We start from the raw sequence: 18,482 nt of genomic DNA on the forward strand, positions 1-18,482 counted from the left end.
TGTCACCAGCGGCGCTCGCGCCCCTCCGGCGCCGAGGCGCGTTCGGCGCCGAGCGTTGCCGTGTCCCGGGTAGACGACGGTCGATAGGGGAAGCGGTCGAACAGCTTGGTGGAGACGTCCTGGGCCTCGCAGGCCCAATTTCGAACAAGGGTCACCGATGTGTACCACCCTGGCGCGATCGGAACGGTTCTGCCAGCTGTTGGTCAATCCGGAACAGTAGAGTTCGCCGTCGGGTGAGTCTCTGCCGAACTCATGCGCGTAACAGGGGCCGCCGTCGCGAGGCTCCGCAGTCGGGTTGGCGTCGGCGACACTAACCCCCAGCGTCGTGGCCGTGGCAGCGATCACCAAACCGGTGAAGAGCCGCTCCATGATGTGCTTCTTCGAACGTTCCGGCGGCGGTAGCGTGCCGCGGACCCAATGTCTTAGGGCAATAATTTGAAAGGTGCCCGCTGGTACGAAGCGTGTAGCCGAGAGCGTTGCAGCGGGAGACCATCGTCATATCTCTCAGGTAGCGCGCCGGAGGCAGTCCGCAGTGCCTCCCGGCAATGCGTCGGCCGAGTGCACGACGTCGTGACCGGGGGTGCTGAGGCAAGGAGTCCTTGTTCGGAGGCTCCGCACGGGGAGGCGCTCTTGCCCAGCACCGGTCGGTGCGGGCCGCTTCGTCATCCGGGCCACCCATGAACGCGGGGTTGGCGTGTCGTCCAGCCGGAGCTCTTGATCGGCAACTTGTGAAGGGCCGTCAGTTTACCTCGCCGTGTTGCTTGGTTCGGGCGACGAGCGCCGGGGTTCTGCGCTTGGGAGCCTGGGTTGGAGTGCGCGGTGGTGACGACGAGTCCGAGGACGAAGATGTCTCGCACGGTGATCCGGAATCCCACGCTGCTGTTGCCGACGTCGCTCTCGGTACGCGGGGAGTGACAGTGCACTATAACAGCGCTTGAGGACACCGCGTTAGGTTGGCGGGAGATTCGTAGAGAGGTCTCGTTTTACGAGTTTGGTTGAGGGCGTCGGCTAATCCGCCACACGACACCAGAAACCACCAACAGCACAACAGCCACCGATCCCAGCGAGATCAACAGAATCCGCCGATCCGAATGCTGTGTCTCGCAGAATCTGTACGCAGCAGCGCCACGATCCAAGTCCGCTAACCAGTCTTCGACGTTCGCCTCGGTCTTTTCGCGAACATCGGACGGCGTCACGCGATAATACGACGAATCGGGATCGTAGCTCGACGAGTACGTCCAGGTATGAGACGAAGCGAAGATCGTCCCGCAGTTCGCGCCGGGTCCTCTCATCGTCGATGTCATCAACGGGATACACACGATCAGCAGAATCACAGCGCCGGCAGCGGCCAGGATCGAGACGAGACTACTCGCGGTGAGGTTCCTCGGTTTGGAGCCCTCCATGTCGACCACACCGCCCTGGGCGTTCGCCTCCTGGCGCGCGATCTCGGCGTCGATCATCTCCTCGGTGATGACGGGTTTCTCGGGCTTCTTTCTCACGCGCCGATTGTAAAGCGTTCAACCGAGGTCGCGACCTCTTTACGGTGCAGCCTCGGTTGTGTAGCGTCGCGCCGCTGCCAGCCGCTTCTTACTACCGGGCGCCACCGCCGCACCTGACATAACGCAGTGGCCCTACGTGACTCCGTAATGCCGCATCAGTTCCTCAACACCTGGCGCGCGGCGACCGCTATGTCTCGGTCTCGGTCTCGTGACGAGTGCCGTCTGGTCCGATCCAAGCAATGATCCGTTCACCCCTTTCTGCAACCGCACACCACGCCGTCTTCAGGGTGCCGCGACCGAGGGCGTTCCATCGCCCCTCGCTCGCCTGAAACCAGGGCTCTTGCGTGAACGACGAGAGAAACGTCGGGGCATCCGGATCTCCCCGCCAGATGTTCTTCATCTCGAGGGACCATCCGGACATGTCCGCATCATCGGGGTCGACGACGGCGTATCGCACCCCGTCGATGTCCGAGCTCAGGTCGTAGGGTGGCAGATCGCCGTCGGGTTGGGGCCCCATGTAGTCCCCTTTCTTTAGGTCCGTTGCGAAAACGTCTCACCAGCCCCGTTCGCGCCACTCCGGCACCGAGGCGCGTTCGGCGCCCAGGGTGGTGTCCTTCCCGTGTCCCGGGTAGACGACGGTCGAGTCGCCGAAGCGGTCGAACAGCTTGGTGGAGACGTCCTCGATGAGGGTGTCGAAGTCCTCGGGCTTCCAGGTCTTGCCGATGCCGCCGGGGAACAGGCAGTCGCCGGTGAACAGATGGACCGTGTCGCCGTCCGACCCCGTGTCGGTCAGGGCGAGCGCGATCGAGCCCGGGGTGTGGCCGACGAGGTGGATCGCCTCGAAGCGGAGGTCGCCGATCTCGATCACGTCCCCGTCGTCGACGAGACGATCCGGGGTGACCGGGAGTTCGGGGGCGTCGAACCGGCCGGCGGCGGTGGGCACTCCGGTGTGCTGGGCCACTGCGGCCAGTGCCTGCACGTGATCGTGGTGCTGATGGGTCGTGAAGATCAGGGCCGGCTTCCCGCCGATGGCGTCGAGTGTGGCGATGATCGTGTCCGCGTCGTTCGCGGCGTCGATGATCAGCTGGTCGCCGGTGGCCTTCGAGGTCACCACGTAGACGTTGTTGTCCATCGGACCGACGGACAGTTTGACGATGGTGGCCGAGCCGAGGGTGCGGCGCTGCGGGGTCTTCGACCCGGAGAGATCGCCGGTGTAGGAATCGCTGATCGGTGTCGCTGAGGTCATGCGGCAAGGCTATGACACCGCGCGGCCGATGTGTGACGCTCGCGACGGTCGGACCATCCCTGCGCGCGGGTATCGTGGACTATCGGTCCGATGGTGTATGGCGCGGATGGCGAGACCGATCGTCCGGCTCTCGGACCACGAATCCCATCCGGGCCGACGCTTCCGGAACAGTTTTGTCGGTGCCTGTCGTTACGGTGCCCATGCGCCACCCGTGCGCCCCGGTGAGTTTGAGAAGACTCTGACTCGAGAAGAAACGTTAGGACTGCAGTGGTTGATCGTCTGATCGTCCGAGGTGCCCGCGAACACAATCTTCGGGGCATCGATGTCGACCTGCCCAGGGACAGCCTCATCGTGTTCACCGGGCTGTCGGGATCGGGTAAGTCGTCCCTCGCCTTCGACACGATCTTCGCCGAAGGTCAGCGTCGTTACGTCGAGTCCCTCTCGGCCTACGCCCGGCAGTTCCTCGGCCAGATGGACAAGCCCGACGTCGACTTCATCGAGGGACTGTCGCCTGCGGTCTCGATCGATCAGAAGTCGACCAACCGCAACCCCCGTTCGACGGTCGGCACCATCACCGAGGTCTACGACTACCTCCGGCTGCTCTATGCCCGCGCGGGTAAGGCGCACTGTCCGATCTGTGGCGAGGCGATCGCCAAGCAGACCCCCCAGCAGATCGTCGACCAGGTGCTCGCCATGGACGAAGGCACCCGCTTCCAGGTCCTCGCACCGGTGGTCCGCACCCGTAAGGGCGAGTTCGTCGACCTCTTCGCCGAACTCCAGACGCAGGGCTTCTCCCGCGCCCGTATCGACGGCGTCGTGCACCAGCTCACCGATCCGCCGAAACTGAAGAAGCAGGAGAAGCACGACATCGAGGTCGTCGTCGACCGCCTCGTCGTGAAGGCAAGCGCCAAGCAGCGTCTCACCGATTCGGTGGAGACCGGTCTGCGTCTCGCGGACGGCATCATCGTGCTCGACTTCGTCGATCTCGAGGAAGACGACCCGAATCGCGAGCGCCGGTTCTCCGAGAAGATGGCGTGCCCCAACGCCCACCCGATCGCCATCGACGACCTCGAGCCGCGGTCGTTCTCGTTCAACTCGCCTTACGGTGCGTGCCCGGAGTGTGACGGCCTCGGCATCCGCAAGGAGGTCGACGAGGAGCTCGTCGTGCCCGACCCCGAGTTGACCCTGTCCGAGGGTGCGGTCGCACCGTGGTCGACGGGCCACAACGCCGACTACTTCCTGCGCCTGATGTCGGGTCTCGCCGACCAGATGGGCTTCGACGTCGACACACCGTGGAAGAAGCTGCCGGTGAAGGCGCGTCGCGCGCTGCTCAACGGCAGCGACCACCAGGTGCACGTGAAGTTCCGCAACCGCTACGGACGCACCCGCTCGTATTACACCGAGTTCGAAGGTGTCATGTCGTTCCTCGCCCGGCGGATGGACCAGACCGAGTCCGAGCAGATGAAGGAACGCTACGAGGGGTACATGCGCGACGTGCCGTGCCCCGCCTGCCAGGGTGCGCGTCTGCGTCCCGAGATCCTCGCCGTCACCCTGAACCACCCCGAGTACGGCCCGAAGTCGATCGCCGAGGTCTGTGCGCTGTCGGTCGCCGAATGCGCCGACTTCCTCGACAACCTCCATCTCGACGAGCGTCAGGCCGCGATCGCCAGCCGCGTTCTCAAGGAAGTACAGGCCCGCATCCGCTTCCTGCTCGACGTCGGCCTGGAATATCTGTCGCTGTCGCGTGCGGCCGGGTCGCTGTCCGGCGGCGAGGCACAGCGCATCCGTCTCGCGACGCAGATCGGGTCCGGTCTCGCCGGCGTCCTGTACGTCCTCGACGAGCCGTCGATCGGTCTCCACCAGCGTGACAACCGCCGGCTGATCGAGACCCTCACCCGCCTCCGCGACCTCGGCAACACGCTGATCGTCGTCGAACACGACGAGGACACCATCCGCGCGGCCGACTGGATCGTCGACATCGGCCCGCGCGCCGGTGAACACGGCGGACACGTCGTGCACAGCGGCAGCTACAAGGATCTGCTGAAGAACCGCAAATCGCTGACCGGTGCATATCTGTCGGGCCGGGATTCGTTGCCGATCCCGGAGATCCGCCGGCCGATCGACCGCAAGCGTCAGCTGACCGTCGTCGGCGCCCGTGAGCACAACCTGCGCGGGATCGAGGTGTCGTTCCCGCTCGGGGTGATGACGGCGGTGACCGGGGTGTCCGGCTCGGGTAAGTCGACCCTCGTCAACGACATCCTCGCGACCGTGCTCGCCAACAAGCTCAACGGCGCACGACAAGTCCCCGGGCGCCACACGCGGATCAAGGGACTCGACAACCTCGACAAGCTCGTGCAGGTCGACCAGTCGCCGATCGGTCGCACCCCGCGCTCCAACCCGGCGACCTACACCGGCGTCTTCGACAAGATCCGCACGCTCTTCGCGGCGACCACCGAGGCCAAGGTGCGCGGCTACCAGCCGGGCCGGTTCTCGTTCAACGTCAAGGGCGGTCGCTGTGAGGCCTGTACCGGCGAGGGCACGATCAAGATCGAGATGAACTTCCTGCCGGACGTGTACGTGCCGTGCGAGGTGTGTCACGGTGCCCGTTACAACCGGGAGACCCTGGAGGTCCACTACAAGGGCAAGACCATCGCCGAGGTCCTCGACATGCCGATCGAGGAGGCCGCTGACTTCTTCGAGCCGGTCACCTCGATCCACCGCTACCTCAAGACCCTCAACGACGTCGGTCTCGGATACGTCCGTCTCGGACAGCCTGCGCCGACGCTGTCGGGTGGTGAGGCGCAGCGCGTGAAGCTGGCCGCCGAGCTGCAGAAGCGGTCGATGGGCCGCACGGTCTACATCCTCGACGAGCCGACCACCGGCCTGCACTTCGAGGACATCAAAAAGCTCCTCGCGGTGATCAACGGCCTGGTCGACAAGGGCAACACGGTGATCACCATCGAGCACAACCTCGATGTCATCAAGACCGCGGACTGGGTCATCGACATGGGCCCCGAGGGTGGCAGCGGTGGCGGCATGGTCGTCGCCGAGGGCACCCCCGAGGACATCGCGGTCGCCCCGGGAAGCCACACCGGCAAGTTCCTCGCCGAGATACTCAAGGTCGACGAGACGGTCGCGTCGGCGGGCTGATTCTCGACACGCCGCTGCGGATCTCAATATAGCCCATGATGAGCGCTAAAGTGAGCGCAAACGCTCATCACGGGAGGCTGCAGTGGCGCACAACATCACGGTTGAAGAAGCTGCTCTACGATTGAACAAGTCGTCAGCGACGGTTCGTCGGCTTCTTCAGCAGGGTGCGATTCCCGGTACGAAGCTCGGGGGACGCTGGATTGTCTACGGCGACAAGCTAGCGCAACGCCCAGCGTCTGGTGGGTCTCAGTCGGTAGCTGCTGGCGGGTTGGATGTCGAAGCTGCGATGCGGCACGTTCTCCGGACTGATCTTCGCGAGCTGTGGGTTCCCGACATCCTTGTGTGGGATGACTTCAAACACTCATCGGCTGAGGTGCTCGCCGCTGCGAGTGCGAAGTGTGCAACGGGGCAGGCGGATCCGTTCGAGGTTGTCGAGGTTCCCAAGGGCCGCTACTTAAGTCGAGCCGGCGCTCTCTTGAGTCTGGAGGACCGAGTGGCGTACCAGGCGCTGTGCGGCAGCTTCGCGGACGTAATCGAGGGCGAGCTGTCGGACCGGGTATTCAGTTCACGGCTCGACGGTGCTGGTGCTCGTGGCTTCTTCAAACCATCGACCCAGCAATGGGTAGAGTTTCGAACGACTGTCGTTAAAGAGCGGGAGAAGGGCTCGGTCTGGATGGTCGAATCTGATCTTGTTAGCTATTTCGAGACGATTAGTCACCAAATACTGTTCGAAGATCTTCACGCGTTGGGGGTGCCTGAACCCGTTCTTAGGTCTCTCCGAAGTCTGCTCAGACAATGGCGGCACGCATCCCATCACGGCCTCCCGACTGGGAGTGATGCATCTCGTTTGCTGGGCAACTATTTTTTGGTCTCTGTGGACAACGCGATGCTGCGTAGGGGCTTCAACTATTTCCGATATATGGATGATGTGCGGATCATCGCGGACACTGAAGTGGGCGCGCTGCGTGCATTGCGAACTTTCGAAGTGCTCTGCAGGAACCGTGGGCTTATTGTGGGGTCTGAGAAGACACGCGTTCTTGCGCCAGATGATGAAGATCCGTCGGATGATGACAAGTTTGACCATGCTGACTATATCTTCAAGAACGGGCTTTCGCAGTCGCGCGCTGTGTTACGAGAACTATTTAAGAGCGCCATCGAGGATGAAAGCCTGAAGCGGCGTCACGCGAAGTTTGCGATTGCTCGACTGGCGGCGATCGTTGACCGAGGCATCCTGATGAGCCTTTTGAATAGGCTGGATCGACTGAAAGAAGTGTCCTCCGACGCCGCTATGTATTTGCGATCATTTATCTCCGAGCGCCGCGTCCAGGAGGAGATCACCCGTCATCTGAACGGGCCGGGGGAACCTGGGCTTGAACTCTTCCAGCAGTCATGGTTGATCGCGGCGATGCTTGAAACGTTGAGTAGTCCGCCTCGTGAATGGGTAGATTACGCGAGGTCGGTTGCTTGGGACCTCAACAAGCCGATCTTTCTGCGGAATCTAGCAATGAACCTCCTTGTACGAGGCGGTGTACGGGAGGATATCGAGGCTGTACGCAGGGTAGCGGCGACCGATTTCAACCCCAGTTTGGTACGTGGCGCCGCTGCAGCGTTATGCAGGGTCGGTGCTTTCGACAAGGCTACGCAATCAGCGGTTACCCGTCGGCATTCGCAGCTTGGTCCGACCGTGCAGTACCTCGCGACGCGGCGTGCGCTTCCTTCGTTGCTCCAGGAAGGTATGTGGGCTTCAGTCAGGAGCTAGCGGTTGGCGGGACAGAGTGTCATCCCGTGCCCATCGACTTGCGGATCTCTTCGAGGCGCTTCTTCGCGGCCTCGTCACGCTTGCGCATCATCTCGTCGACGCTCTGCCCCTCGGCGCTCGCCTCGGCAAGTTCCTGGGAACCGATCGCGGTGGCGATGCGGTTCTCGATCTTGTCGCGTACGAAGTCGAAGGTCGGGACACCGGTGTCGGTGTAGTCGGGGTCGGGGAGGGTGCCCGGCGCCGGACCGGCGTGCACGATTTCGGCGTCGATGATTTCGTCCGGTCGCGTGGTCTCCGCCCCAGTGCCTTGGGGGACAACGCCCGGGGTATCCGGATCTCCTGGATTCGCCATGTCCCTAGGGTAGTGGTCTCGATCGTTGTTCGCGGGCTCCGTGTGTCACTCGGCCGTAGTAGGCTCCGGGCGGCGATATGGGGAGGTGGGGCAAACGCATGGGCGGTGTAGATGCGGCAGGGGGCTTTGCCTTTCAACATGCGCAGGCAGTCCTCGGCGTTCTCGGTATGGCGGCCGATCCGAGACTCGGACAGGCCCGGGTTGAAGCTGATAATGACGTAGTCGATCTTGAGATTCTCGATTCGAGCGGTCTGCTCGTCCGAGCACTCCAGTTCAAACGTCGAGACCAGCGCTATACCTGGGCGCAAACCGATTTGATGGAGGAGCTCGAACGGTGGTCGAAGCTCGGGCCAGAGCACCCAGAGGCCGAGTATCGATTTGTGACAGACGGACGCCTGGGACCGACCGGCCGGAAGGTTCTGATTGCGCTCGATGAACTCCGGAACGGTGACGAGCGGAGGTTGACGGCCATAGCGTCTGGCTTGGAACTAAGTGTCGATCTGAATGCGTGCCGAAGAGCATTCATCGATGCCAATGCGGAGGGCTTCGACACGTTGTTAGACGAGGCGGTGCGTCTGGCAACCAATTTGTTGCCCGCTGTAACTGGTGAGGCCGAGGCTGAAGAACGCTCTATGTATGTGGTCCTCGAACTCCTCCGGCTTGTCGTCGGTAGAAGCGGGCTGTCCGAGGTCGACCGCCGAGTCGTAACTAGTGCAGATGTGTGGTCCATTCTCAACGAAAATCGTGAGTATGTCCGAACGAACACGTGGAACATCAAAGCGCGTTCCGACTATATTCGTGCGGTTGCGGAGATTAAAGTACCTAGCATCGAACTTAGGTGCAAGACCGATCATCATACGAGGCTTCCGCTGGCGCACTTCTTGGGAGGCAAGAGTGTGGTCCTCCTGCACGGGTCGTCGGGGACGGGCAAGACAACTGCGATACTGGGTGCCCAAGTAGCCAGTGTGGCAGAGAATCGAGCGATAATTCGTGTCGACGCCAAAGCGTATGTGGCGGGACGGATTGGGTCGCTAATAGCGAAAGGAATCAATTCGCCACAATTCGTGGGCGCATACTCCGCGACTGGCTTAGAAGCGTTAAAAGACCCTTATGTTACAGTTGTTGTCGACAATCTATCTGAAATTCCGGTCAAACTCAGGCGTCGGCTGGCGGAAGATCTCAGAGAGCTCCTCATGAGCGACCTGCGTGCTTCACTGGCCCTTGTGGGGCGCGATCTCGTGGCTCTAAGATCTGTGCTACCGCGCGATCAAGAGACTTCGCTTCTTACGCTGGAATCTTTGACCAGAGATAGTAGGCGTGCGATTGTTCGTGAAATAATTGACGAGCCAGAATGCAATATTCTGGCAGCGCAAGCGGAACATGCGATCGGAGATGCTGCTGACAATCCGCAACTCTTCCTTGTAGCGTGCCGGCTAGTGGCACAAGGCTTCGACTTTCAGAATCCTGCGTCCATGTATTCTGCTTACATTCGGAGGATTGCTGAGGATCAGGGTTATGAACAGGTTTCAGTGTACGAGATTGGTCTGGGTGTAATCTTCGCATGCCTCGCAGCTGAAGGTCGCCGTTATGCGGATTCGTTCGAATGGGCGCAACTGGCGAAGAAGTCCGCGGATATCCTGTCTGAGGCCGGTCAGGATGTAGACGGTCGTGACATTGTCGACTTCGGTCTCGATAGTGGACTTGTTCGTCGATCTGGAGGTGACATAACCGAAGCTATTCATGACTCGTTCGCTGACTATCTTGCCGCGATTGCGTATGCGCGTAAATGTGCAGAGTTTCCGAGAGTTATAGCCTCTGATGACCACTTACGATTGCTGTTCTACTCTGAGATTTCAGGCGTTGATCTGACTCTAGCTCATGCTGTTGCTGCGTACCGGCCGTTCTCTGTTCCAGTAGTGTCCCTGCGTGAGGGTAGGAAACCGACTGAGTCGTGGTATACCGAATCGGTTGAACTGGTTTCACGTCTTCTGCCCGAGGGTGTCAATATTCCACGACTAGCGATGTGGGAGTTTGGCGATAAATTAATGGTCACTGTTGATGGTTCGATTGAAGGCTGGCGCGGTGAAGTCTCTCTCGATTCTGTTGATCTGGATGAGGGCGTGACGTTCGAGGCCGAACACGGGCCATTGACTATCGCCTCCCGTGTCTGGCGGAGATACCTGTTATCGATACTCAAATCGCCGGTTCGGAATAGGTTTGCCAGCCTGGGTGCAATCGCAAGTGACCCCGAGGGGTTCTTGGAGTGGTACTCGATCGAACTTGATAACGCAAAGCGGAGACTCCTAGACAAAATTCTACCTGCCGATGGCCGCATATCGTATGTAGATTCTTTTCAATTAGGAAGCATTCAGTTCAATCTGGAGAAGTCGGTTGAAAGTATTCCTCCTCTGGAAAGGGGGGTTAGATACCGGTTCGTTGCTGATTCGATGGCGCCTCGGGTTGTTTGCTGTAACGGCGAAGGTTTGGCTGATGGTTGGACTGGCCAAGCGTCGATTGAGTCCTTCTCCCGAGGAACGCCTCAATCGGACGCTGCTGAAGACTTGCTTAAAGAGATTAATGAACTAGTCGGAATAAAGTGGTTGTAGGCCCTGCCATTTAATGTGCTGGTGCTACGGTTATGGAGAAATTCAGTGTCTTCAAATGAAGTTTGGCAAGCAACCGTTGAATTGGCGGATGTGTGGCGAGGGTCGTCATTGGTTGACGCTTTCCGAAAGCTCCTCCCGCGAAACAATGATCAACCGGACGGCATCCCTGAGGCGCTGCGTAACCTTGACGCCGGAGCGCGAGTGGTTTCAGAAGAGCCCCTGCTGACCCATAAGTGGGGCGTCCTTGCCCAACAACTACCGTTCGTCGACCAAAGCGCTCCGGCGCTCGCAAGGTTTCTAGAGCGAGTCGCGACGATCGGAGGTACGGCTGAATGTGGCGTTGCATGGATTCGGTCACGGATACCCGGATACCCGCAAATCCCCGTCCCGCACCTCGCTCACGGGACCCATCTGACATGTTCAGAAGTCCGGCCAGGGCTAGGCTGGCGCAGGGAAGCGCTTCTGGCTGGGCTTCAGTACGAAAGTGCTCCTCGAGACGCCGGAGTCTTTCGGGAGAGCTTTCGTGATTATGTGTCCGCAATGACCGGTCTCGTGAAGGCGCTCGAAGCGACTGTCGAGTGGTGCCGGTATTCGGAATTGCTTGACGATCTATCGCCTGAAGGCGCTCGTAGCCTAAGGGATGTGCGTCGGGAACTTGCTCCGATGCTGGAGCATTCGGCGATCGGTGAGCATGCGCAGGATGGAATGCTGAACCGGTTTGCGTACCGTCGCGATCGGGTTAGTGACGTAGTAGCTTCACTTCCTGAAGATGCGAGGAATCTTTCCAATGCGTTTGAGGAGCTTGATGAACTGATCGAGCTTGTTTCTCTGCGCGTGCTAGGTCAACTTGTAGCTTATGGCGGACCGCGCCTGCTGCAGACCGTGGATGAGGTTGAACGTGCGGGACGCTTCGTCTCCTTTCAGTCCGACCACTTGATTTCAACCAGTTCACTGATCGCAATCGATCATCCCTTGGTTCCGGATGTGGCAGTAGTGACGGAAATGGGTTGGTACTTTCGAGAGACTGGGGAGAGCGTTGTCTCGTGCAAGGCGAAGTTGCTTCCGAATTCGAAGTTATTAACGAACTGGGTGCCAGACTGAAGTAGGTGTTCGTTCTGACTGCCTGCATCTATGAGTACTGAATAGACCACCAAGAATGTGGTGAAGTACGGCTTCCGGGCTTCCCGGCATTGCCTGAGCCGATGAGCGAGGCGTGGTTTGAGTGTAGTGCCAGTCAGTAGTCAGCCAGTCGCCGGATCTGACCAGACGGTTACCTGCCCGTTGATCTCACCGACTCGTGCCCCTGCGGCCAGCCCGTTTATCGACAGGTATAGCGATGGGTGTGGGGCCTCGAGAGTTCGTACCGCCTACTTCTTCGGAACCCGAACCGGGCCGGTGTACTTCTCGCCGGGGCCCTCGCCGGGCTCGTCGGGGTAGGCGCTCGCCTCCCGGAAGGCGAGCTGGAGGCCCTTCAGGCCGTCGCGGATCGGTGCGGCGTGGATGCCGAGATCGGCCTTCGACGCGTCGACGAGGCCGGCCAGCGCGGTGATGAGCGTGCGTGCCTCGGGCAGGTCGATCCGGTCCTCGGGGGTGCCCTCGGCCAGTCCGAGCTTCTCGGCGGCGGCACTCATGAGCATCACGATGGAACGGGTGATGACCTCGATCGCCGGAATATCTCCCAGGTCACGGACGTTGTCGAATTCAGTGTGTGCCGCATCATCCGTGTCGGCGCCACTGCCCGTCGCACCCCCTTGGGGTATCGGTGCTGGTGACGAATTGGGGTTCTCGGCCATGGCTGTTAGACTCCCATAGCACGACCGCCCTGGTATGCGCCGGGGTCGTAAGTGGAGTTCCGCTCCCACCGTTCGACGCAGTACTCGCCTCGCGAGATCACCGCAGTTGCACGGTCCGGTTCACGCCGATCGTCGCAGATCGCATCCTCGTCGATGCGACTGAGAGATCGGCCGCGCTGTGCCCTTGGGCGCAGTAGCAGAATCGGTCGGTATCGGAGCCCCGCGGACATCTGTCCCGGGGCTCGTTTGCTGAGGTTTGCGCTCGTTCTCCTGCACACGACCCTCGCACGACGCGACGGTTACCACTGCAGGATTGAACTAGGAGGCCCCATCAGCACTGAGACCCGCATCAACGAGCGCATCCGCGTCCCTGAGGTCCGACTCGTCGGACCCAACTCGGAGCAGGTGGGCATCGTGCGTGTTGAAGATGCGCTTCGCTTGGCCTACGAGGCCGACCTCGACCTGGTCGAGGTGGCTCCGGACGCCCGTCCGCCGGTCTGCAAGATCATGGACTACGGCAAGTTCAAGTACGAAGCGGCCCAGAAGCAGCGCGAATCGCGTCGCAATCAGCAGATGACCGTCATCAAGGAGCAGAAGCTCCGCCCCAAGATCGACGACCACGACTACGAGACCAAGAAGGGTCACGTCGTCCGGTTCCTCGAGGCGGGGTCAAAGGTGAAGGTGACCATCATGTTCCGCGGCCGCGAGCAGTCCCGTCCTGAGCTCGGCTACCGCCTGTTGCAGCGCCTGGGTAACGATGTCGCCGATTACGGCTTCGTCGAGACCTCGGCCAAGCAGGACGGTCGCAACATGACGATGGTCCTCGCCCCGCACAAGGGCGCGAAGACCCGCCAGAAGGCGCAAGAGAGCCGCGAACGTTCCGGCGGCCCGAAGAACGCGCCGGACGAGAGCTGAGCCGATCGGCCGGACGCGGGTGCATGCCCCGTCCCGGCCGAGATCACGAGACGTGAACCCGGATTCCAGCCGGACCTGATCAGGTTCGGCTGCCCGAGTTCGCCCGACAGAAGGAAAGACATGCCAAAGAGCAAGACCCACAAGGGCACCGCGAAGCGGTTCAAGGTGACCGGCAGCGGCAAGATCGTCCGCCAGAAGGCCAACCGCCGCCACCTGCTGGAGCACAAGCCCTCCAAGCGGACCCGTCGTCTCGACGGCACCACCGTCGTCAGCGAGAACGACGCCCCCCGCATCAAGCGCCTGCTGAACATCTGACGCGCGCGAACCCGGACATCTGACAAGCAAAAGGATCTAACACATGGCACGCGTGAAAAGGGCAGTGAACGCCCAGAAGAAGCGTCGGTCCACCCTCGAGGCCTCGAAGGGCTACCGCGGACAGCGGTCGCGCCTCTACCGCAAGGCCAAGGAGCAGCAGCTCCACTCGATGACCTACGCCTACCGGGACCGTCGCGCCCGCAAGGGTGAGTTCCGGAAGCTGTGGATCGCGCGCATCAACGCTGCGGCCCGCGCCAACGACATCACCTACAACCGCTTCATCCAGGGCCTCAAGGCCGCTGGTGTCGAGGTTGACCGCAAGGTGCTCGCCGACATCGCGGTGACCGATCCCGAGGCCTTCACCGGCCTGGTCGAGGTCGCCCGCAAGGCCCTGCCGGCTGACGTCAACGCCCCGGCTGCCTGATTGCGCCACACCACACACGACCCGCGAGTCGCACCACGGATGATCCGATGACGGAGATCCTGTCCGAGCGATCCTCGCGGGTCGTGTCGTATGCCAAGCTCCATCGCGCCGCCGAGCGGCGCGACCAGGGGCGTTTCCTCGCCGAGGGGGCCAACTCGGTCGGCTCGGCCCTCGCTGTCGACCGCGCCGAGGTCGTGCTGGTCGCCGACGAGGAGCGTCTTCGGCACCGAGAGCTCACCGACGCCGCGGCGGCCGCCGGCGTCCCCGTCCTCGTGATCTCCGCGCGGGCGGCGTCGAAGCTCGCGGAGACATCGACCCCGCCCGGGATCTTCGCGGTCTGTCCGCTCCTCGACGTGCCGCTCGAGAGCGTCCTCGCCGACGAGCCGAGGTTGCTCGCGATCGCCGTCGAACCGCGGGAGCCCGGCAACGCCGGAACCCTGATCCGATGTGCCGACGCGATGGGCGCCGACGCCGTCGTGCTGCTCGGCGACGCCGTCGACCCCCACAACGGCAAATGTGTCCGTGCGAGCGCAGGGTCGGTGTTCACCGTGCCGGTGGTGCGTCACCGTGCCCTGACCGAGGGACTCGACGCCATCGCAGGTGCGGGTGTCACGTTGCTCGCCACCGCCGCCGACGGCGAGGTGAACCTCGATCACGCCGCCGAGGTGCTGTCCGGCCGGGTCGGCTGGCTGTTCGGCAACGAGGCCCATGGCTTGCCCCCCGACATCCAGGCCGCTGCCGACCACCGGGTGTCGATTCCGATCCGCGGTCGCGCCGAGAGCCTGAACGTGGCCGCCGCGGCCGCGATCTGCCTGTACGAGAGTGCGCGCATCCACAGTGCGGTGGGTCGCGGCTGACAGCTGTCCGAGGCGGCCGGTAGGGTCGGCGATCGTGTCAGAAACTGTGCCACCCGTGTCCGTGCCCCCATCCGAGTCCGCTCCCGCAGCCCCAGCCCAGTCGGCTGCCGCGCAGTCGGATGCCGTCACCCCGCAGACGGTGCCTGCCCCCGACCCCGCGGTCGTGAACGCTCGCATCGCGTCGGCCATCGCCACCGAACTCGGCGTCGGCGTCGGACAGGTCCGGGCCGCGATCGAACTGCTCGACGGCGGATCGACGGTCCCGTTCGTCGCGCGGTACCGCAAAGAGGTCACCGGCGGGCTCGACGACACTCAGCTGCGCACGCTCGACGAGCGTCTCGGATACCTGCGTGACCTCGAGGCCCGGCGGCAGGCGGTTCGTGAGTCGATTGCCGCCCAGGGCAAGCTCGACACCGAACTCGACGCACGGATTCTTGCCGCCGACACCAAGGCACGCCTCGAGGACATCTACCTGCCCTACAAGCCCAAGCGGCGCACCAAGGCCCAGATCGCACGCGAGGCCGGGCACGAACCGGTGGCCGACGCGCTGTTGTCGGACCCGATGACCGACCCGTCGACGTTCACCGCCGAGCAGCTCGACGGCGCTCGCGCGATCGCCGTCGAGCGTTTCGCCGAGGACGCCGACCTCGTGGGTGACCTGCGTGAGCTGATGTGGCAGACCGGCGTGCTGCGGACCACCGTTCGCGAGGGCAAGGAATCGGCCGGCGCCAAATTCGCCGACTACTTCGAGTTCTCCGAGCCCTTCACCTCGATCCCGTCGCACCGCGTGCTCGCCGTCCTGCGCGGTGAACGGGAGGAGATCCTGACGGTCACTCTCGACGCCGACCCGGAGTCCGCCGACCGGCCGGCCGGACCCGGTCCCTACGAGCAGCGCATCGCCGCGCGCTTCGGGATCTCCGATCAGGGCCGTCCCGCCGACCGCTGGCTCGCCGACACCGTCCGCTGGGCGTGGCGCACCAAGCTGTTCGTCGGACTGTCGCTCGACGTGCGGATGCGTCTGCGTCAGGCAGCCGAAGCCGACGCGGTGGCCGTCTTCGCCACCAACCTCAAGGATTTGCTGCTGGCCGCACCTGCGGGCGCCCGCACCACCATGGGCCTCGACCCCGGCCTGCGCACCGGTGTGAAGGTCGCCGTGGTCAACGACACCGGCAAGGTCGTCGACACCGCCACCATCTACCCGCACGAGCCGCGTCGCGACAAGGCCGGCGCCCTCGCTGTGCTGGGTGCGCTCGTCCAGAAGCACGGCGTCGAGCTGATCGCGATCGGCAACGGCACCGCGTCCCGCGAGACCGACGCGCTCGCCGGTGAACTGATCGCGGCCATCAAGGACTCCGGCAAGAAGCCGCCGACCAGCGTCGTGGTCTCGGAGGCCGGCGCGTCGGTGTACTCGGCGTCGGCGTATGCCTCGAAGGAACTGCCCGACCTCGACGTGTCGATCCGCGGTGCGGTCTCGATCGCGCGCCGCCTGCAGGACCCGCTCGCCGAGCTGGTGAAGATCGATCCCAAGTCGATCGGCGTCGGCCAGTATCAGCACGACGTCTCCGAAACGCTGCTGGCCCGGTCGCTCGGCGCCGTGGTCGAAGATGCGGTGAACGCGGTGGGTGTGGACGTGAACACGGCATCGGTACCGCTGCTGTCCCGTGTTTCCGGTATCACCGCCGGGCTCGCGGAATCGATTGTCGCGCATCGTGACTCGAACGGCGCGTTCCGTAGCCGCAAGCAGATCACCGATGTGCCGCGACTCGGACCCAAAGCCTTCGAGCAGTGTGCCGGCTTCCTCCGGATCACCGACGGCGACAACCCCCTCGACGCGTCGAGCGTCCACCCCGAGGCCTACCCGGTCGTCACCCGGATTCTCGACAACGTCGGCACCGACGTCCGCTCGCTGATCGGCGACACCGCCACCCTCACCAAGCTGCGTCCCGACGACTTCGTCGACGAGACGTTCGGCCGTCCGACCGTCATCGACATCATCGCCGAGCTCGACAAGCCGGGTCGTGACCCGCGCCCCGAGTTCAAGACCGCGACCTTCGCCGCCGGCATCGAGAAGGTCTCCGACCTCACGCCCGGCATGGTGCTGGAAGGTCAGGTCACCAACGTGGCGGCCTTCGGTGCCTTCGTCGACGTGGGCGTCCACCAGGACGGTCTGGTTCACGTGTCCGCGATGGCGCACCGCTTCGTCTCCGATCCGCACGAGATCGTGAAGTCCGGCGACATCGTGAAGGTGAAGGTCATGGACGTCGACGTCGACCGCAAGCGGATCGGACTGTCGCTGCGTCTCGACGACGAGCCCGGCGCAGGTAACTCGGGCAAGGGTGGCACCCGCGCACCGCGCCCTGACAACCAGCAGGGCAGCCGTGGCGGTGGGCAGGGACGTCGCAACGATCAGCGTGGCGGTCAGGGTGCTCAGGGTGGTCGCGCCAACCAGGGCAACCGCGGTGGCGGCAACCGGAACGACCGGCGCCCCGCACCGAACGGTGCGATGGCCGACGCCCTCAAGCGCGCCGGCTTCGGCAAGTAGCCCCCGTCATCGCTTCGGTCCCGGCACGCAGAGTGCCGGGACCGTTGCCTTTCAGCCGGCCTCGGCGCCCGCGACGCCGTCCAGGAAGTCGATCAGGCCGCTGCTCAGAACGTCGTTGTCGTCGCCACTGACCATGTGGCCTGCGCCGGTGACGTCGATCAGGCGGGCACCGGGGATCAGTCGGAGTAGCTCGCGCACGCCGTCGTCGCTCACGACATCGGACTGTTTGCCCCGGATGAGCAGGGTCGGGACCCGCACCGCCCGTGCGGCCTCGCGCGCACGTTCCTCCCGGTCGGCGGCTGTCTGCTCCATGTGGTCGTGCGATTCGAGCATCCGCGGATCCCAGTGCCAGTACCAGCGCCCGTCGCGTTCCCGGAGGTTCTTGCGCAGGCCCTCGATCCGGGGCGGGCGGCTCCGGTGTGGGTTGTAGGCGACGACGGCGTCGAGGGCGTCTTCGAGACTGTCGAAGCCGTCGAGTCCGTCGCGCATGAAGCCGGTGATCTTGGCGATTCCCTCGGGTTCGGCGGTCGGGGTGATGTCGACGAGGACGAGCGCCCGCGCGATCGACGGGTCGGCGCCCGCGGCGTGTAGCGAGGCCAAACCGCCCATCGACGCGCCGACCAGCACCGGTGTCTCACCCAGGTCGGCGACGATCTGCCGCAGGTCACGGGCGTGCGCGTCGTGGCTGTAGTCGCCGTCGTCGGCCCAGTCGCTGTCTCCGTGTCCGCGGGCGTCGATCGTCAGTGCCCGCCAGCCGTGCTCGGCGAGGCGGGCGCCGGTGCGCTGCCAGGAATGCCGGGTCTGTCCACCGCCGTGCAGCAACAGGGCGGTGCCGGCCGGCGTGCCGGAGGGCTCCCAGACGTCGGCGGCGAGTCGGATGCCGTCGCCTCGGAGCTGGGTGATAGTTGATTGCTTCACCTATCCGTCTCTACCGTGGTGGCGGCCGATGGTAAAGCTTTTCGGTGGCACGTGATGCGTGCCACAGGCCCGGAGGGTGCGGGGATCACCGACTCCGGCTGAGTAG

At 63.3% G+C, this 18,482-nt stretch carries 15 protein-coding genes, 1 pseudogene and 1 riboswitch; of the genes and pseudogenes, 9 read left to right on the plus strand and 7 right to left on the minus strand.

Annotation, left to right across the window (positions count from 1 at the left end; genetic code table 11):
• Positions 1-2 precede the first annotated feature (2 nt).
• From NWF34_RS21430 to NWF34_RS21445, 4 genes and pseudogenes are all read right to left on the minus strand, one after another.
• A pseudogene (locus NWF34_RS21430) lies at positions 3-122 on the minus strand (MBL fold metallo-hydrolase); the annotation flags it as partial.
• A 499-nt stretch (positions 123-621) separates the two neighbouring features.
• A riboswitch (SAM riboswitch) is annotated at positions 622-734 on the minus strand.
• Between the two features lie 249 nt (positions 735-983).
• A complete protein-coding gene (locus NWF34_RS21435) occupies positions 984-1,499 on the minus strand; it encodes a hypothetical protein (RefSeq protein ID WP_024498606.1) in 516 nt (171 codons plus the stop codon).
• Between the two features lie 187 nt (positions 1,500-1,686).
• Positions 1,687-2,016, minus strand: a complete 330-nt coding sequence (locus NWF34_RS21440; protein ID WP_024498605.1) for a hypothetical protein — start codon at positions 2,014-2,016, stop codon at positions 1,687-1,689.
• Between the two features lie 36 nt (positions 2,017-2,052).
• Positions 2,053-2,745: an MBL fold metallo-hydrolase gene (locus NWF34_RS21445; protein WP_258326022.1), complete on the minus strand. Its 693-nt coding sequence runs from the start codon at positions 2,743-2,745 to the stop codon at positions 2,053-2,055.
• 267 nt (positions 2,746-3,012) lie between these two features.
• Between NWF34_RS21445 and uvrA the strand changes: the two genes are divergently transcribed.
• On the plus strand, positions 3,013-5,895 hold the full coding sequence (gene uvrA, locus NWF34_RS21450; protein ID WP_006437353.1) for an excinuclease ABC subunit UvrA: 2,883 nt from the start codon (positions 3,013-3,015) through the stop codon (positions 5,893-5,895).
• 82 nt (positions 5,896-5,977) lie between these two features.
• Positions 5,978-7,654: a reverse transcriptase domain-containing protein gene (locus NWF34_RS21455; protein WP_081712427.1), complete on the plus strand. Its 1,677-nt coding sequence runs from the start codon at positions 5,978-5,980 to the stop codon at positions 7,652-7,654.
• A 19-nt stretch (positions 7,655-7,673) separates the two neighbouring features.
• Here the strand turns inward: NWF34_RS21455 and NWF34_RS21460 are convergent, their stop codons facing one another.
• Positions 7,674-8,006, minus strand: a complete 333-nt coding sequence (locus NWF34_RS21460; protein WP_024498601.1) for a hypothetical protein — start codon at positions 8,004-8,006, stop codon at positions 7,674-7,676.
• 98 nt (positions 8,007-8,104) lie between these two features.
• On the opposite strand from NWF34_RS21460, the gene NWF34_RS21465 reads away from it, so the two are divergent.
• Positions 8,105-10,612: a hypothetical protein gene (locus NWF34_RS21465; RefSeq protein WP_152528519.1), complete on the plus strand. Its 2,508-nt coding sequence runs from the start codon at positions 8,105-8,107 to the stop codon at positions 10,610-10,612.
• Positions 10,613-11,152: 540 nt separating this feature from the next.
• Positions 11,153-11,713, plus strand: coding sequence for a hypothetical protein (locus NWF34_RS21470; protein WP_152528518.1), 561 nt, complete (start codon positions 11,153-11,155; stop codon positions 11,711-11,713).
• Positions 11,714-11,979: 266 nt separating this feature from the next.
• Here the strand turns inward: NWF34_RS21470 and NWF34_RS21475 are convergent, their stop codons facing one another.
• Positions 11,980-12,405, minus strand: coding sequence for a DUF1844 domain-containing protein (locus tag NWF34_RS21475; protein WP_024498598.1), 426 nt, complete (start codon positions 12,403-12,405; stop codon positions 11,980-11,982).
• A gap of 312 nt (positions 12,406-12,717) precedes the next feature.
• Here NWF34_RS21475 and infC point away from each other — a divergent pair, with 312 nt between their 5' ends.
• From infC to NWF34_RS21500, 5 genes are all read left to right on the plus strand, one after another.
• Positions 12,718-13,320: a translation initiation factor IF-3 gene (infC, locus tag NWF34_RS21480; protein ID WP_081712428.1), complete on the plus strand. Its 603-nt coding sequence runs from the start codon at positions 12,718-12,720 to the stop codon at positions 13,318-13,320.
• Between the two features lie 120 nt (positions 13,321-13,440).
• Positions 13,441-13,635 (plus strand): 50S ribosomal protein L35, encoded by a 195-nt coding sequence (gene rpmI, locus NWF34_RS21485; RefSeq protein WP_006360758.1) that lies wholly within the window; start codon positions 13,441-13,443, stop codon positions 13,633-13,635.
• A gap of 43 nt (positions 13,636-13,678) precedes the next feature.
• Positions 13,679-14,059 (plus strand): 50S ribosomal protein L20, encoded by a 381-nt coding sequence (gene rplT, locus NWF34_RS21490; RefSeq protein ID WP_005178731.1) that lies wholly within the window; start codon positions 13,679-13,681, stop codon positions 14,057-14,059.
• 47 nt (positions 14,060-14,106) lie between these two features.
• On the plus strand, positions 14,107-14,916 hold the full coding sequence (locus tag NWF34_RS21495; protein ID WP_024498596.1) for an RNA methyltransferase: 810 nt from the start codon (positions 14,107-14,109) through the stop codon (positions 14,914-14,916).
• A gap of 46 nt (positions 14,917-14,962) precedes the next feature.
• Positions 14,963-17,458, plus strand: a complete 2,496-nt coding sequence (locus tag NWF34_RS21500; RefSeq protein WP_024498595.1) for a Tex family protein — start codon at positions 14,963-14,965, stop codon at positions 17,456-17,458.
• Positions 17,459-17,509: 51 nt separating this feature from the next.
• On the opposite strand, the gene NWF34_RS21505 is transcribed toward NWF34_RS21500, so the two are convergent.
• On the minus strand, positions 17,510-18,376 hold the full coding sequence (locus tag NWF34_RS21505) for an alpha/beta fold hydrolase (protein ID WP_024498594.1): 867 nt from the start codon (positions 18,374-18,376) through the stop codon (positions 17,510-17,512).
• Positions 18,377-18,482 lie beyond the last annotated feature (106 nt).

It is taken from the genome of Gordonia sp. GONU (genome assembly GCF_024733855.1).
GTDB classification, from domain to species: Bacteria; Actinomycetota; Actinomycetes; order Mycobacteriales; family Mycobacteriaceae; genus Gordonia; species Gordonia amicalis.

Coding starts and splice junctions, on each gene's coding strand:
- rpmI (WP_006360758.1), top strand. CDS start 13,441: ATGCCAAAGAGCAAGACCCACAAGGGCACCGCGAAGCGGTTCAAGGTG.
- NWF34_RS21465 (WP_152528519.1), top strand. CDS start 8,105: ATGGGCGGTGTAGATGCGGCAGGGGGCTTTGCCTTTCAACATGCGCAG.
- NWF34_RS21495 (WP_024498596.1), top strand. CDS start 14,107: ATGACGGAGATCCTGTCCGAGCGATCCTCGCGGGTCGTGTCGTATGCC.
- rplT (WP_005178731.1), top strand. CDS start 13,679: ATGGCACGCGTGAAAAGGGCAGTGAACGCCCAGAAGAAGCGTCGGTCC.
- NWF34_RS21470 (WP_152528518.1), top strand. CDS start 11,153: ATGACCGGTCTCGTGAAGGCGCTCGAAGCGACTGTCGAGTGGTGCCGG.
- NWF34_RS21440 (WP_024498605.1), bottom strand. CDS start 2,016: ATGGGGCCCCAACCCGACGGCGATCTGCCACCCTACGACCTGAGCTCG.
- NWF34_RS21460 (WP_024498601.1), bottom strand. CDS start 8,006: ATGGCGAATCCAGGAGATCCGGATACCCCGGGCGTTGTCCCCCAAGGC.
- NWF34_RS21445 (WP_258326022.1), bottom strand. CDS start 2,745: ATGACCTCAGCGACACCGATCAGCGATTCCTACACCGGCGATCTCTCC.
- NWF34_RS21475 (WP_024498598.1), bottom strand. CDS start 12,405: ATGGCCGAGAACCCCAATTCGTCACCAGCACCGATACCCCAAGGGGGT.